The following is a 16164-nucleotide window of genomic DNA, read 5'->3' as shown; positions in this document are numbered from 1 at the left end:
TATTGGTCTATCCATACTCACTGGTCCCGGTTTGCGGGAACCTTAATAATACTCTGGCCAAAAAAGGCAACGAAACGTGGCGGACCTGCGCCCGCCAATCTGGCGGCTAAGCCAGGGCAACAGGCTGATGTTTATCAACGGGCTGTGTCGCCGGGAATGACGCGGTGACGTCTTCCATCTGACCGGCCTCAAACTTGAGGATGCGGTCAGACAGCGAGAAGTAATGCTCATCGTGGCTGATCACAAATACCGTCTTACCCAGCGACTTCAGCTCGGGTAACAGCTCGCGATAAAAGAAGTTTCTGAAATACGGGTCCTGATCGGCAGCCCATTCATCAAAGATGTACAGCGGCGTGTCTTCCATATAAGACAGCAGTAAACCCAGACGCTTTTTCTGACCCTGAGACAGCTCAGTGGTGGACAAAATGCCCTTGTCTACCGTCACCTTTTGGTCCAGTTTGAGTTTGCTCAGGTACTGGCGAATTTTGTTGTCGTCTGCCAGCATGCCGTTGGCGTCGATCACTTGCTCAAACAGGTAAAAGTCAGAAAAGATGGTGCTAAAGTGGCAACGATACCAGTCCATCGCCTGTGCCGCATCGCGACCGTCAAGACGAATACGGCCCTGAGTTGGGGTATACAAACCACACAGCACTTTGGCGAAAGTGGATTTACCGCAGCCATTACCGCCGATCAGGAAAACGATTTCGCCGCGCTGAATTTGCGTACTAACAGGCCCGATAGAAAAGTGATAGTCGTCGCTGTCATCGCGGCGATATTCATACTCAATAGCCTCAATGTCGAGAGTTTGCCAGTTGTGCTCCGGATTCAGCGTGTTATCCAGCTGGTCGGTCAGGATCTCCTCAGACAGTTGCAGCTTTTCAATTTTCTGGCTCGATACTATGCCCTCCGCCACCACAGAATAGGTGTTGATCAGCACCGTCAGCGGACCTATCACATACACCAGCGTCAGTACAAAGCTCACCACCACGGCCGTGGCAATACCGCTCAAAAACAGCTGTGACATAAACACCACAGAGCCCAGCGCCAGAAACAGGATTAAGTTGGTCCAGTTACTCAGAATAATGAAAACAATGTGCGCTGAAATCGTCGACTTTTTGATGTCCTGAATGTTCGGCGTCACCACCTCTTTGTAGAAAAAGCGCTTGCGGTTGAAGTTAATGTTGAGCTCTTTACCACCGTCGATCAGTGCTCGAAAGTTTTTAAATAAGCTGTCATCGAGCTCCCTGACCGCCTGAAAACGCTGTATGCCCAGCCCCATCAGCAGCTGAGCAACCACCATGGCCAGCAGTAAAACGCCGCCGACAAACAAAAATAATTGCCAGGACTGATAGGCCATGTAGGCAAAACACAAAAGCACGGTTGCCAGGTTATACGCAACATGGGGCACCGCACTGAGGGTTGCGGTGAGCGATTCTATGTCTTTGGTCAGAGTTGCGAATATGCGATGGCCGCCAACGCGCTCAATCTGCTCATAGCTGGTAGAAAGCACCCGCTGCACCAGGTTTTCGCGAATACTCACCATGATTTGAACCGACAACTTGGTCAGTATGTATTGAGAAATCACACTGAAGGTTAAAAACCCCGTCAGCGCGGCGAAAAAGATGGCCAAGCCCCGGAGCACATCCGAGTCGGGGTTAGACACATTTTCTATCTCCGCATTGACCAGTGAGATGATACCAATGCCGGATAAGGCACTGACCACACTCAACAAAGTGGCAAGAATGAGGAGTTTCTTATGAGATAAAACGAGCCGGTATAACATAAAACAGCCTTGTAATGGTTACTTAAAACTAAAATGGGTATTACTCAGGCTGAGACACGATTGCCTCAGCCTGCCTGTTTGGGTCAAAGAACCCGCTTTTTGTGCTGTTCACTCATGCCAGTAGCGTCATGAGCTTGTCTGCCAGACCACTGACATAAGGGCTTTTCACCATAGTGACGTGTTTGCCCTGAGTGTTAATGGTCGTAATTTGGTTGCTGACATGCGCCTGCAACTGCGTCTGTTTTTGTTGCCAGTAATCCTCTCCCAGCTCAGAGGTAGTGATCATGCAGACCGCGCCCTGAAGACTGGCCTCGGGCTGATAGCGCCGCGACCAGTCAACCTGCTGGAAATACACATTGAACAAGCGCTGGGTCATGGCCAGACTGAGCCAGGACAACAACTGCTCCTCGCTGTCTTCGGGTTTCAGTTCTCTGGCGTAAGACAGCATGAGTTCGTGCTTTTCGGCTTCGCTTACCTCGAACTCGGTCTCATCATCGGTTGCCACTAAACACTCACACAGTAGCAACTGTGTTTGACACCCTAATGACTCCAGCTTTAGTGCCGTTGCAAATGCCACCGCGCCGCCTGAGCTGTGGCCCATCAGCACCACAGGCTCATTCTGCGCGCCACGGGCTGTGCGCTCGGTGATAATGGCGTCGGCGTAACAGGCAATCAGCGCATCCCAACTGTCGATTTGCGGGTCCTGCTCGCTCATGCCCACAGGCTCCAGAGTCATCAGTTGTACCTGAGGTAACGCCCGCGCCAGGTCCATGTATCCGCCGCTGGTCATGCCAGCCCCCGGTGCCAGATAAATCGTTGCGGCCGGGTCAAAGTCCAGTGATAACACAGGGCGAATGGCCTGCCACTCATGGTCGTTGTGATCTGTGATCAGCTGCGCCATGGCGCTGAGAATAGGTCGCTCAACCACCTTGTTGATGGCAATGCCGTGGGTTTTAAAGATTTGGTCGATGTTCTGCACCAACTTCATCACCAATAATGAGTGGCCACCCAGTGCAAAGAAGTTGGCATCGCGGCTTACTTGCCCGGCCGGCAGCTTAAGTACATCGGCCCACACCTGCGCCAGCATCACTTCCGCGTCGCCCTGTGGTGCTTGGTATGCGCCAGCCAGCCCAGATAATTCGGGCGCAGGCAATGCCTTGCGGTCAATTTTACCGTTGGGGGTTTGTGGCCACTGACCGACAAACACAAAGCTGTCGGGCACCATGTAGTCAGCCAATGCCTCGCTAAGCTGCGCTTTGATGGCGGCGGTGAGTGTCTGCTCATCGCACTCGTGCAGTGGCTTCACATAGGCCACCAGGCGCTGATTGCCATGCTCATCCGTTAAAGCCATCACCAGCGCCGAGTCTACCTCGCTGTGTTCACCGATATAAAACTCAATTTCGCCCAGTTCAATACGCAAACCCCGGATCTTTACCTGATGGTCCATCCGGCCCATGTATTCAATGTTGCCATCCTCACGATAGCGCACTAAGTCACCGGTTTTATAAAGACGCGGGCTGCTGTTTGCCGCGCTGGCATCGAAAAAGGGATTGGCAATAAAACGCGCTTCGGTCAGCTCCGGGCGGTTGAGGTAACCACGGGCCAGGCCTTCGCCACCAATGTGCAACTCACCACACGCGCCCTGAGGCAACAAATTAAGTGCTTCATCGAGGATCAGCAGCTGAATATTCTGAATAGGTTTACCAATGGGCACGCTGCTGCCATGGGGCTGCGCACAGTCCCAGTAACTCACGTCAATGGCCGCTTCCGTCGGCCCGTACAGGTTGTGCAGCTGCGCCGTTGGCAGGCAGGTCTTAAATTGTTCAACATGGCTTATCTGCAATGCCTCGCCGCTACAGAACACCTGCTGTATCGAGATGCAGCGGCTCAAGTCGCCATGCTCCAGCATTACCCCTAACATCGAAGGCACAAAGTGCAGCTTGGTCACGCCTGTGGCTGTGATCAGCTCGCTCAGATAGCTGGGGTCTTTGTGTCCACCCGGTTTGGCAATCACCAGCTCGGCACCTTTGAGCATAGGCCAGACAAACTCCCACACCGAGACATCAAAGCTGTATGGCGTCTTTTGCAAAATTTTGTCTTTGCTATCGCAGCCATATTCCTTGTCCATCCAGTCGATGCGGTTGTGCAGCGCCTGATGCTCCAGCAGCACGCCTTTGGGTTTGCCCGTGGAGCCGGAGGTATAGATCATATAGGCCAGATGGCGCGAGGTAAGACCGATGTCGCTCACCGGGATATTGCGCTCGTCATGGGCGTCATAATCAAAGTCATCCAGCGCCACGACGGTGGCCTCGCCCAGTTCAACGCGACTGGCCACCGCGCGGGTGCTAAGTACCACATCGGCACTGGCATTCTCAACCAGATAATTAAGTCGTGCTGCGGGCAGCTCAGGGTCCAGCGGGACATAGGCCCCACCGGCCTTAAGAATACCCCAGATGCCAATGACCATTTCCAGGGAGCGCTCCACGCACAAGCCAACCAGCGAATCCGGCCCAATGTGATGGGTGTCTCGCAAATAATGCGCCAGCTGATTGGCCTTGCTGTTCAGCGCGGCATAAGAGAGGGTCTGCGCCTCGAAGCGCAGTGCGATATTCCCAGGCGTCGCCGCAACCTGCTGTTCAAACAGCTGATGTACACACGCCTCGCGCGCATAGCTTTGCGCGGTATCATTCCACTGGCTCAGATAACGATGCTGCTCATCATCTGGCAACACTGGCAAGGTGGCAACCGGCTGTGGTGAGTCGCTCTCAAGCGCGTCCAGCAGCTGAGTCAGCGCCGCTATCAAATAACCGTTTATTCGCAGGCCCCCAACGCTGCTGTCGACTTGCAGCGTCAGGGAAAAATCACCGCCAAGGTCATCGACTGACATCACACACGGGTAGTTAGTGCGCTCTTTCACCCCTAACAGTTTCAGCTCGGCCTGTTCATCGGGTGCGCTGACATCGTGCGAATGACGATAGTTGAGCACCGCGCTGAACAGCGGCATATTGCCCGCCACGCCCGAGGCCTGCATGGCCTCAGAGAGCGGTGCCTGCTCATAGGGCAGCAGCGACTGAAGGGCGGCATGGGTATCGTGCAGGGCCGTGCGCGCAGAACGCTTGTCCAAAGTCACACGAATGGGCAAAGTATTGATCATCATGCCCAGCATCTGTGCCAGCTCGGGGCCACCTTGCATCCGTCCCGACAACACAGTGCCAAACACCACATCCTGCTGACCCGCGCAGGCTGCGACAACCTGCCCCCAGGCCAGGTGGAATAGCGCCGCCGGGCTCATCGCCTGGCTTTTTGCATAGTCTCTTACCCGGCTTGCAAGTTCGCCCGTAATACGCTGTTTAAATTCATCAATGTGGCCACCATCGCCGTTTACCTCACTGAGCCCAAATGGATACGCCGGCTGATCAAACTCTCCCAGTTGTGCTTTAAAGTACTGCTGAGCGTCGTGATTTTGTTGGTCGTGCAGCACCCGGGCAATAAAGTGACGATACGGGGTAACGACAGGCAAACTCGCTGCTCCCTCGCTTTCTATCTGCGCCAGCTCGGCCATCAGAATATCCAGCGACACATGGTCAATCAGCAGGTGATGCACTTTAAGCACCGCATAAATTTGCTGCGTCTGCTTATCCTCCATGGCCTGCAACTGCATCATTGGGGCCGATTCCAGCTCAAGGCGGTGCGCGCCATGTGCAACGTAGTTTTCGAATACCGTTTGTACATCCTGCCCCGCCTTCACCGGCAGCCATTGCGCGGTAATGTGCGCTGCCCGCAGGACCACCTGAAGGGGCTCTGTGCGACCGCGCCATAAAATCGCGGTGCGCAATACATCATGACGGGCAATCAGTGTATTGAGCTGAGCTTCCAACAGCGTGAGCAACTCCGGCTGCGAGAAGGAAAATGCCATGGTCGTAACATAAGGGTCGCGGCCATCGCTCAGGGTGTGCATGGCCAGGATCCCCTGCTGCAGCGGTGCCAGCGGATACATATCCTGGATATTCGCCGCCCCGCCCGGCAGCTGTGCCGTGATCTCATCTATCTCATTTTGGGTTAGCGTGATCAGGTTCAGCAGCGCCGGCGTTAATTCAGTGCAGCCCGGTTTAATTGGATTCTCGGGCACCACAACCCCCTGCCCGCTGTCTTCTGTCAGTAAGCTGGCCATTCCGGCCAGGCTGCTGCTGGTAAATAGCGCCTGACTGTCTACCTGATAACCGCGCGCTTTGAGTTTGGCTATTAGCTGGATCACCAGCAGCGAGTGGCCGCCCAGCGCAAAGAAGTTGGCCGAGGTACTGAGCTGCGCCGGGTCGCGCTCAAGCAGCTCAGCGCAAACTTCGACCACAGCCCGCTCAGGCGCAGTCACAGGTGCAATATACGTTTCCTGCGCCTCAATAAAATCAGGCTCTGGCAGCGCCCGACGGTCGATTTTACCATTGCTGGTCAAAGGCCACTGCGCCACCAGTACCAGGGCGTCCGGCACCATGTAGGCTGGCAGAATACGTGCCAGCGTCTGACTTAGCTGGGCGCTGTCGGTGCTGCCATGCTCGCGCGCCGTGGCCGTCAGCTCAACATAGGCCACCAGACGCTTGTGGGTGTCGCCTTTCACAACCACCAGCGCACTGGCGATGGCATCAAGCTGTGTAATTTGTTGTTCGATTTCGCCCAGCTCGACCCGAAAGCCGCGGATCTTGATTTGATTGTCGCTCCGGCCAATGTATTCCACCACACCATCGTCACGCATACGCACCAAATCGCCGGTGCGATATAGACGCTGATAGACTGTCGGCTGGGTTTCGTCATAAAACGGATTGGCGGTGAACTTTTCTGCGCTCAGCGCCGCTAAATTCAAATAGCCCAGCGCCAGTCCGGGACCACTGACACACAGCTCACCCACACAGCCATGTGGCACTAATTCATTGCCATTGAGCACCATTACGCTATCGCCCTGCAGCGCCATGCCAATTGGCACGGCACTGGCCGGGTCAAAGTCGGCAGGAAGCCGATAACAACAGGTGAAGGTGGTGTTTTCCGTCGGCCCGTAGCCATTGACCAGCTGCACGTCCGCCAGTGCCTGCTGTACCCGCGCCACCGCCTGCGGCTCCAGCACATCCCCCCCCGCCAGCACAGTGCGTAAAGTGCGCAGCTGCTCAGGCGCATCTGCACAGCTTTTGCTCCATTCGCTGAACAGCCCGGCAGTCAGCCACATGGCATTGACCTGCTCAGTGGCAATAACCTGATTTAAGGTATCCGGCGTGATATGTGTTTCAGGGTAGATCACACAGCGCCCGCCATTGAGCAGCGGGCCCCAAATTTCTAAGGTGGCCGCATCGAAGGCCACGTTCGCAGCTTGCAGGAAAACCGTATCCTCATCCAGGGTCATAAAATTCGGCGACATCACCAGCCGGCTGATAGCCCGGTGTGGCACTGCCACGCCTTTGGGCACGCCGGTCGACCCTGAGGTATAAATTACATATGCGGCACTGTGTGGCTCGCTTTGGCACTCGGTTACGGGGGCTGAGCCAAATCGCGCAAACGTCTCACACCCGGCGATGTTCAGCTTGGGCGTTAATACCAGTGCCTGTGCCTGATTGCCTTGCAATAACGCTTTGTGGGCTGCACAAGTGATCACCTGTTGCAGGTTGGCATCAATAATGATGTGGTCAATACGGGACTGCGGATAATCCGGGTTCAGCGGCACATAGGTTGCGCCGCTTTTTAATACCGCCAGCATGGCCACGACCATTTCTATGCCCCGCGGCAATAATAAGCCGATATGAGCCTGGCGGCCTTGTGCCAGCAGATAGCGCGCCAGCCGGTTAGAGGCACTGTCCAGCTCGCCATAGCTCAGCTGCTGCTCACCACACACCAGCGCAATCTGCTGCGCGGCACGCGCTGCGCTGAGGCCAAACAGCTCGGTCACCGTTAACTGAGCACCGTCGCTCAGCGCCGTGGGTGTCATCAGGGCTTGTTGCTTGGCCAGCTCATCCGGATGCAGTGCGGTTATCTCACTCAGCGGCAGCGCACCGGTACGGCTCGCGGCATCGGCCAGACGCTCGATAATGACCATCAGCTGCGCATTAAAGCGAGCGATCAACGACGCATTGAACAGCGCCTTATCGTATAGCCAGTTGATCTGCACACCCGACTCATCCAGGCTCAGGTTAAGCTCAATATCAAACTTACAAATGGGCTCATCGCTCATCAGCGGTGTCATGCACAGCTCAGGCAGGGCCACACCGGCGGGCTGCTCAGCGGTCACGCCATAGTCTGAGTTGGTGGTCAGTACAATCTGGAACACCGGCGTGTGCGCATTGTTGCGCTCAAGGTTCAGCGCCTCCACCAGCTGATCAAAAGGCACATCCTGATGAGACTGCGCCTGTTGATTCACGCTGCGAATATGGGCTAAAAATTCTGCCAGCGTTTCATGCTCTGTGTTTGCTCTGAGCACCAGGGAATTGACAAAAAAGCCGATTAAGTCTCTGAGCTGAGCATCGTTGCGATTGGCAATTGGCGTACCAATGACGATATCCGAACTGTCACTGAAGCGCGCTAAGGTCAGCGCCAGCGCGCCATGCATTAGCATAAAGGGGCTGAGCTGATGTTGCTCGCAAAGATTGCCAAGTGCGCTTGCGAGAGTCGCATCCAGCGCAGCATCGAGTTTAGCGCCCAGATAGCCCTTTTGCGCCGGTCTTGGGTAGCTCAGCGGCAGGCTATGCAGCGCCGGGATATCGGCAAGCGTCGCGCGCCAAAAATCCAACCCGCAGGCGAGCACCTCATCGCTCAGCCAGTCGCGCTGCCACTGCGCATAGTCTTTGTATTGCAGTGTTAATGGCGGGAGCGGCGCGCTTTTGCCCTGTGCCAGGCAGGCGTACAGGGCAAAAAACTCCTGGCTCAACACCGCCATCGACCAGCCGTCTGAGGCAATATGATGCATATTCAGCAGTAAATAACCCTGCGCCTGAGTAAGGTCTGCGGATAAACCCAGATCTACCCAGGTTGCCCGGATCATCAGGTCCTGACTTAAATCAAAAGGCGTTCTGGCATCTGTCTCTATCAAACTATCTAGCGCCTGCTTCGCCGCCTGCTCGTTATGCGCACTTAAATCGACACAGGTTAAGGTAAAGGTCACCTCATCGCGTACCACCTGAGTGGCCAGGCCCTGATGCGACTGATACACCGTACGCAGCACCTCATGGCGCGCCACAATTTGCGCCAGTGCCTGCTCGACCAGCACGGGCTCCAGCTGGCCTGCTACCCGATAGATCTGCGGCATGTTGTAATGTGCACTGGAGCCGTGCAATTCGTTAAGCATCCACAAGCGCTGCTGGGCAAAAGACAAGGGTGCCCGGTTGCCGGTGGTTTTAACCAACACAGGACGCTTGTTACTGCGAGCATAGAGCTGGTGTAAAAACGCCTTGAGTGCGTCTTTGTTTTCTGCCAGCTGGCGCTTTAGCTGGCTGTCCATCTGTTTGGGCAGCTTGAGGGTGATTTTCTCGTCCTGCGACTGAAAAATAACGCCCGCCTGTTGCAGTTGTTGAAAGAGCGACTCCACACTCATAGCTCAAAATCCTCAAATTCATCGTTGTCTTGTTGCTGTGGCTGGGCCTGGTGATGAATGGCCTGCACCGACTCTATAAACCCGGCTATCTGCTGAATGTTCTCGCAGCGATATAGATCGGCAATTTGCAGCTCAATCTCCAGCCGCTGGTTGAGCAGCTGAAGCAGCTTCATCACCAGTAAAGAGTGGCCACCCAGCTCGAAAAAGTTCACGCCCGTGCTTATTTGCTCCGGTGGCAGGTCCAGTAGCTCAGACCAGATGGCCACCAGCATATCCTCCAGCTCGCTGGCCGGGGCCACATACTCGGCCTGCATCAGGCTGAAATCCGGCTCCGGCAGTGCCTGTCTGTCGATTTTGCCGTTGCGGGTTAACGGCCATGCCTCTACCGGCACAAATGCTGCCGGAACCATGTAAGCGGGTAGCTGTGCGGCCAAAGCCGCCGCCAATGCCTGCATCTGGGCAGCCGGGTCTGGCAGCTCGCAGCCGGAGTTTAATTCAACATACGCAACCAGCTGTTTGTCGCCTTCACTGCGCGCCCTGATGGTCACCAGGGCCAGCGTGACATCATCCAGCGCTTCGAGCTGGCGTTCAATTTCACCCAGCTCAACCCTGAAACCCCGGATCTTGATTTGGTCATCGAGGCGGCCAACATAGCTGATCAGCCCATCTATCGTGCAGCGCACCAAATCGCCGGTGCGATACAGCTGCTCAGGTTGTCCGGCTTCGCTGGCATAAGGGTTGTGAATAAAGCGCTCTTTGCTCAGCGCGGGCTGGTTCAGATAGCCCAGTGCCAGGCCATCACCGCCCACGCACAGCTCGCCGACTACGCCCTGCGCAGCCCGGCGCCCCTGCGGCGTTAAAATTAGTAATGTATCGCCCTGAACACCTCGGCCGATTGGCACCCCGGCGCTGATGTCACTGCCGCGTGGCACCGGGTAACAACAGGTAAAGGTGGTGTTTTCCGTCGGCCCATAGCCGTTGATCACCGTGACCTCAGGCAGTGCCTGCTGCACCGCGCTAACAGCGTGCGGGTTCAGCACATCGCCCCCGGCCAGTACATGTTGTAGCGCAATCGGGTCAGTACTGAGTTCACCGCAGACCTTACTCCACTCAGTAAACAAGCCAGAGGTCAGCCACAGTGCCGTGACTCCTTGCGTGCTCAATACGGTATTGAGCCCGTCCAGGGTGATCTGGCTGTCGGGATACAAGACACAGCGCCCGCCATTAAGCAGCGGTCCCCAGATCTCCAGTGTCGCGGCATCAAAGGCGATATTGGCACTTTGCAAAAACACAGTCTCTGCGTTCAGCGTCATAAAATTCGGCGCATGAACCAGACGGTTGACCGCACGATGGGGCGTCATCACGCCCTTTGGCATGCCTGTGGAGCCGGAGGTATAAATCACATAAGCCAGCGACTGAGGCGTCAGCCCCGCGGCCCGTGGCAGACTCTCACCACTGAATGATGACCAGGCGCTGTGTGGGTCATCCAGCACCACCTGGGTAACCGGACTAAAGGCCAGCGCTTGCTGTTGTGCCTGCTCGGTCAGAACCACGCTCAGCTGGGTGTCTTCCAGCATATAAGCCAGTCGCGATTGCGGATAGTTCGGATCCAGTGGCACATAAGCACCACCCGCCTTAAGTATCGCCAGGCAGGCCACCAGCATGTCGAGCGAGCGGCCAATACACAATCCGACCAGGGTGCCAGCAGTGACCTGATGCGTCTCGCGCAGGTAGCACGCCAGCTGGTTTGCCTTGGCGTTCAGTGCCGCATAGCTGAGCGTTTCACTGCCCAGTTGCACGGCGATGCTGTCGGGCGTGGCTTTAGCATGCAGCTCAAACACATCATGAATACAGGCACTACGCGGATAATCGGCATCCTGACTTTGCCCGCGCTTAAGCATGGCCAGCTCAGACTCGCTTAGCACCCCAAGCGTGGCAACAGGCTGCTCGGTATGCTCAGCCAGTGCCGCAAGCAGCGCCGTCAGCGCGGTGTCCATCATAGCCGCAATGCGCGCAGCCGGAACACTGTGCTCAATTTGATAATCGAGACTGAAGTTATCGTGCTCACCGAGGTCGTTCACCGACAGATCAAATGGGTAATTGGTGCGCTCACGGGTGCTGAGCAGGGCAATGCCAGGGTCGGCTTGCTGCTGTGCGTCCTCAGGCGCCGAATGCGTGGCTGAATGACGGTAATTTAAAATCGCACTAAACAGCGGCGTATTGCCATCAATTCCGCTGTAACTTTGCGCTTCGGCCAGCGACACCTGCTCATAGGGTAGCAGCGCTTGCAACGCCTCGTTGACTTGTTGCAGTGCCACATGAGCTGATTGATGGCCCAGATTCACGCGGATCGGCAAGGTGTTGATCAGCATGCCCATCATCCGCTCTATGCCTGGCATGCCATTCATGCGGCCCGACATCACAGTGCCAAACACCACCTCGTCGCGGCCACAACAGGCACTTAAAACCTGAGCCCAGGCAAGATGGAACAAGGCCGCGGGGCTGCACTGATAGCGCTTGCAAAGGGTGCGGATCTGTTCAGACTGTGCGGTACTTAACGCCTGGGTGTACTCCACCACGGCGTTGCCATCACCGGCGACCTGCGCCAGTTCAAACGGCAAAGTGGGGGTGTCTATATCTCCCAGCAGTGCGGTGAAAAACTCGGCCGTGTCGAGCTGCGCACTTTGCGCCATTGAGCGGGCAATAAACTCCCGATACGGCAAAGGCGCTGGCAATGCCTTTATGTCTTCGGCTTCCAACTCGCTCATCAGGATCTCTAAAGATACATGATCGGTTACCAAATGATGGAACTTGAGCATGGCAAAGAGACGGCCCTGTTCGTCCTGCGAGCTGATGACTAACTGGATCAACGGCGCAGACTGCAGATCAAAACCATGTGGACCACTTGCCACAAATTCGCCGAACAGTGCTTTGAGGTTGTCCCCGCTCAGTGCCAGCTCAGTCACAGGTAATGTCGCTTCGCGCAGTACCACCTGCATCGCCTGCTCCCGGCCGCGCCAGAATATGGCGGTGCGCAGCACATCATGGCGCTGCACTAAAGCGTTCAGCTGGGTCACAAACCCGGCCAGCTTGTCTGGTGAGGCAAACTCAAAACTGGCCGTGGTCACATAAGGGTCGTGCTCCGGATTGAGAGTATGGACAAACAACACCCCTTCCTGAAGCGGCGCTAACGGGTAGATATCCTGAATATTGCGCATTCCTCCCGGCACAGCCGCGGCAATGGCCTCTATCTCGTCTTGTTCAAGGCTTGCCAGCGTCAGCATCTCAGGGGTGATGGCCTCACAGTACGCCGGAATGTTATTTTCGGGGACTGTGAATGCCTCGTCGGCATTGTCAATCACGGCGGCCATCGCGGCCAGATCTTTGGCCTGGAACAGCTGTTGCGCGCTGCTGCTAAGCTGGTGCTGCTGGAGTTTGGCGAGCAGCTGCATGATCAACAAAGAATGGCCACCCAGCTCAAAGAAGTTGGCGGTGGCACTGATCTTGTCCTGCTCCAGCCCCAGTAACTCGGCCCATAAGCCTGCCAACAGGCGAGCCCGCTCAGTCTCTGGCGCAACATATTGGGCACTGCTTTGTTGCAGTGCGTCGGGCGCAGGCAGAGCCTTTTTATCAATCTTGCCATTCGGGGTCAGCGGCCACTGTGGCATGACGACAAACAGGCCGGGCACCATATGGGCAGGCAGTTGTTGCCCCAGGCGCGTCTTAATCTCGGCTATCCAGTCTGCCTGCTGCGTCTCATTCTGAGCTGTCTCACACGTGAGACAAGGCTGCACATAGGCCACCAGCTGCTGTTGGCCATCGTTCAGTGTGCGCGCCAACACCTGCGACAGTGCAATGTCGTCAAGCTGATTGAGGCGATGTTCAATTTCGCCCAGCTCGATACGGAACCCCCGGATCTTGACCTGATCGTCGCTGCGACCAATAAACTCCAGTCGTCCATCCGCACGATAACGCACTAAGTCACCGGTGCGATACAAGCGCGGGCTGTTATCGTGCGCACTCGCCTGATAATAAGGATTGGCAATAAAGCGCTCTTCGGTCAGGTCGGGGCGATTCAGATAGCCGCGCGCGATGCCTGCGCCACCCAGGTACAACTCACCGACACACCCCACAGGCAGTCGCTCAAGTGCGTTGCCCAGCACATAAGCCTGGCTGTTGGCTATCACCTGGCCGATATCCGGCACGGACGCCAATTCACCGCGAAAGCGTGCACAGGTTGAATACGTGGTGTCTTCCGAGGGACCATAGAGGTTGCACACTTCAACCTGTGGCAAGGCAGCAAAGATCTGATTGACCTGCTGCGCCGTGAGTGGCTCACCGGCCAGATTCACCGTTGTCAGGCTCTGTGGCAGCGCGCCGACATCCAGCAAGGCTTTCATTGCAGAGGGAACGGTATTGATCAGGCTGATATCCAGCGCCTCATCCGCCAGCGCCAGTGCGTTTTTGACCACCACCACTTCAAAGCCAAAGCTCAGCGGCAGGAAGATTTCAAACACCGAGAGGTCAAAGTTCAGCGAGGTCGAAGCCAGTACCCGGCGCAGCGCCTCATCGTTAAAAGCGGCTCGGGCCCAGTACAGCATGGCCACGGTATTGCGGTGCTCAATCATCACCCCTTTGGGTTGACCGGTAGAGCCTGAGGTGTAGATCAGATAGGCCAGGTGCTGCTCCGTCACGCCGCTTTCTTTACGGCTGATATTCGCGGTGGAATAACGCGAGAAAGCACAGCCCTCGGCAATCAACTCATCCAGCATCACCGCCTGAGTACCCGGCAGCGCCACTGTGCTGGTCACACTTTGCTGGGTCAGCACCACACTCAGGCTGGCGTCTTCAATCAGATAGGCCAGGCGCTCTGGTGGGTATGCCGGGTCGAGCGGCACATAGGCACCGCCGGCTTTAAGAATCGCCAGCATCGCAACTATCATGTCTGTACCACGCTCCAGGCAGACACCCACCGGACAATCCGGGCCGATATGGTGTTCAAACCGCAAATAATGCGCCAGCTGGTTTGCCCGGGCGTTGAGCTCACCGTAGCTCAGGCTAGTCGCGCCGTGATGCACGGCACTGCGCTCAGGATGTTGCGCGGCCCGCTCTTCAAACAATTCATGGATACAAAGCGCTTGCGGATAAGCCAGGGCGTTATTATTAAACTGACTTAGCTGCTCAATCTCCGACTCAGTCAACATAGTAACAGCTGAAATATTGGCCGCCCTGTCGCTATCCAGTTCCGCCAGGAACATCAGCGTGTTGTCCAGATGCTGCGCCAGCGTTTCAATACGTTCGTGCGTGAACAGCGTCACGTCATAGGTCCATTCAATCACGCCGCCTGCATCACTCAGCGAGGCATTGATGTCGAGATCAAACTTGGTCGTTGCGCCACTGCCGCTCATGGGCGTGATGGACAGGCCCGCCAGCTCTGTGGTGTCGCCGTGGGGCTCGCTCACGCCATAGTCTGAGTTGGTGGTGAGCATGATCTGAAACAGCGGACTGTGCGCGGTGCTGCGGGGCACTTTCAACACCTCGACCAGTTTTTCGAACGGCAGATCCTGATGGGACTGGGCATCTAAGTGTACTTGTCTCAGCTGTGCCAGATAGTCGTTAAGAGGTTGCTCCCGCGTGTCGACTCTCAGGATCAGGGTGTTAACGAAAAAGCCAATCAAAGCTTCCAGCTCAACCTGACGGCGGTTGGCCACCGGCGTGCCAATCACAATATCATGATGATTGCTGTTGCGGGACAACACCAGCGCCAGTGCGCCATGGATCAGCATAAACGGAGTCAGGGCATAACGCCTGGCCAGGGCCGACAGCTTTTGACACAGCTCGGCACTGAGCGGCTGTGAGACCACCTCTCCCTGATATGCCTTGACCTCAGGCCTTGGAAAATCCAGTGGCAGGGCATGCACCCGGGGTAATTCGGCCAGTTGTTGTTGCCAGTAATTGAGCTGGGTGTCCAGCACGTCCCCTTGTAACCAGTCGCGCTGCCACTGGGCATAATCGGCATACTGAATTGCCAGCTCTGGCAGCGGGTTGGGCTGACCATAGCCATAGGCGTGGTAGAGCGCAAAAAACTCCCGGAGCAAAATATCCATGGACCAGCCGTCGGTGGCGATATGGTGCATATTGATAAACAGCACCCCGGCGTCTTCTGTGCTCAGGGCCAAAAAGCGCACGCGCAGCATAAAATCCTCAGCCAGATTGAAGGGCTGTGCGGCTGCATCATCAATAAACTGCGCAATCCCGGCGGCTTCACCCTGCTCGGCCAGGGTTTCTTGTATCAGACAAAAATCTTGCGGGTCGAGCAGTGACTGCTGCACGCCCTGCTCAGTCTGAGTAAAGACCGCTCTGAGTACGTCATGGCGTGTCACTATCTCGCGGAATACGCGCTCAATCAGCGCCACATCAATTTGGCCACTGAGCCTGAACACCATCGGCATATGGTATTCGCTGGAGCCGCCCTGAATTTGGTCCAGCGTATACAAGCGCTGCTGAGCAAACGATAAGGGGTAACTGCTGAGGTCGTCCCGATGAGTCAGCGGACTCACCATAGTGGCTTGCTGGTGCTGGGCCAGGGTCTCAACAATGGCGCTTTTATGTTGTTTGATCTGCTTTGCGATATCGGCCGTGATGGCCCCTTTTTTGGCTTTCGACTTTAATGCCCCATCTTGCAGAAATAGCCGGATCCCCGCCTGCTCGAGCTCAACGAGTAGCTGTTTGATGTTTTCCATAATGACTGACTAACTCATATCTGTGTTTACTGCAAAAGCGCTGTGCCTGCGACTGGGTGTTATCCGGGCCCCGA

General features: G+C 56.1%; 3 protein-coding genes. All 3 read right to left on the bottom strand.

The window, feature by feature from the left end:
• Window positions 1-106 precede the first annotated feature (106 nt).
• The 3 genes from L1285_RS02210 to L1285_RS02200 all read right to left on the bottom strand — a co-directional run bounded on the left by L1285_RS02210 (window position 107) and on the right by L1285_RS02200 (window position 16090).
• A complete protein-coding gene (locus tag L1285_RS02210; RefSeq protein WP_235410813.1) occupies window positions 107-1783 on the bottom strand; it encodes a cyclic peptide export ABC transporter in 1677 nt (558 codons plus the stop codon).
• A gap of 112 nt (window positions 1784-1895) precedes the next feature.
• Window positions 1896-9347 (bottom strand): non-ribosomal peptide synthetase, encoded by a 7452-nt coding sequence (locus tag L1285_RS02205; RefSeq protein ID WP_235410812.1) that lies wholly within the window; start codon window positions 9345-9347, stop codon window positions 1896-1898.
• Window positions 9344-16090: a non-ribosomal peptide synthetase gene (locus L1285_RS02200; protein WP_235410811.1), complete on the bottom strand. Its 6747-nt coding sequence runs from the start codon at window positions 16088-16090 to the stop codon at window positions 9344-9346. The genes L1285_RS02205 and L1285_RS02200 overlap by 4 nt, the downstream gene beginning before the upstream one ends.
• Window positions 16091-16164: the final 74 nt, after the last annotated feature.

The organism is Pseudoalteromonas sp. DL2-H2.2, assembly GCF_021532535.1.
GTDB classification, from domain to species: domain Bacteria; phylum Pseudomonadota; class Gammaproteobacteria; order Enterobacterales; family Alteromonadaceae; genus Pseudoalteromonas; species Pseudoalteromonas rubra_A.
Note: the sequence above shows the minus strand (reverse complement) of the source record. Positions and strands in the feature narration are given on the sequence as shown.

Bases quoted from the DNA above. Each gene is read 5' to 3' on its own strand.
- L1285_RS02210 (WP_235410813.1), bottom strand. From the start codon at position 1,783: ATGTTATACCGGCTCGTTTTATCTCATAAGAAACTCCTCATTCTTGCC.
- L1285_RS02205 (WP_235410812.1), bottom strand. From the start codon at position 9,347: ATGAGTGTGGAGTCGCTCTTTCAACAACTGCAACAGGCGGGCGTTATT.
- L1285_RS02200 (WP_235410811.1), bottom strand. From the start codon at position 16,090: ATGGAAAACATCAAACAGCTACTCGTTGAGCTCGAGCAGGCGGGGATC.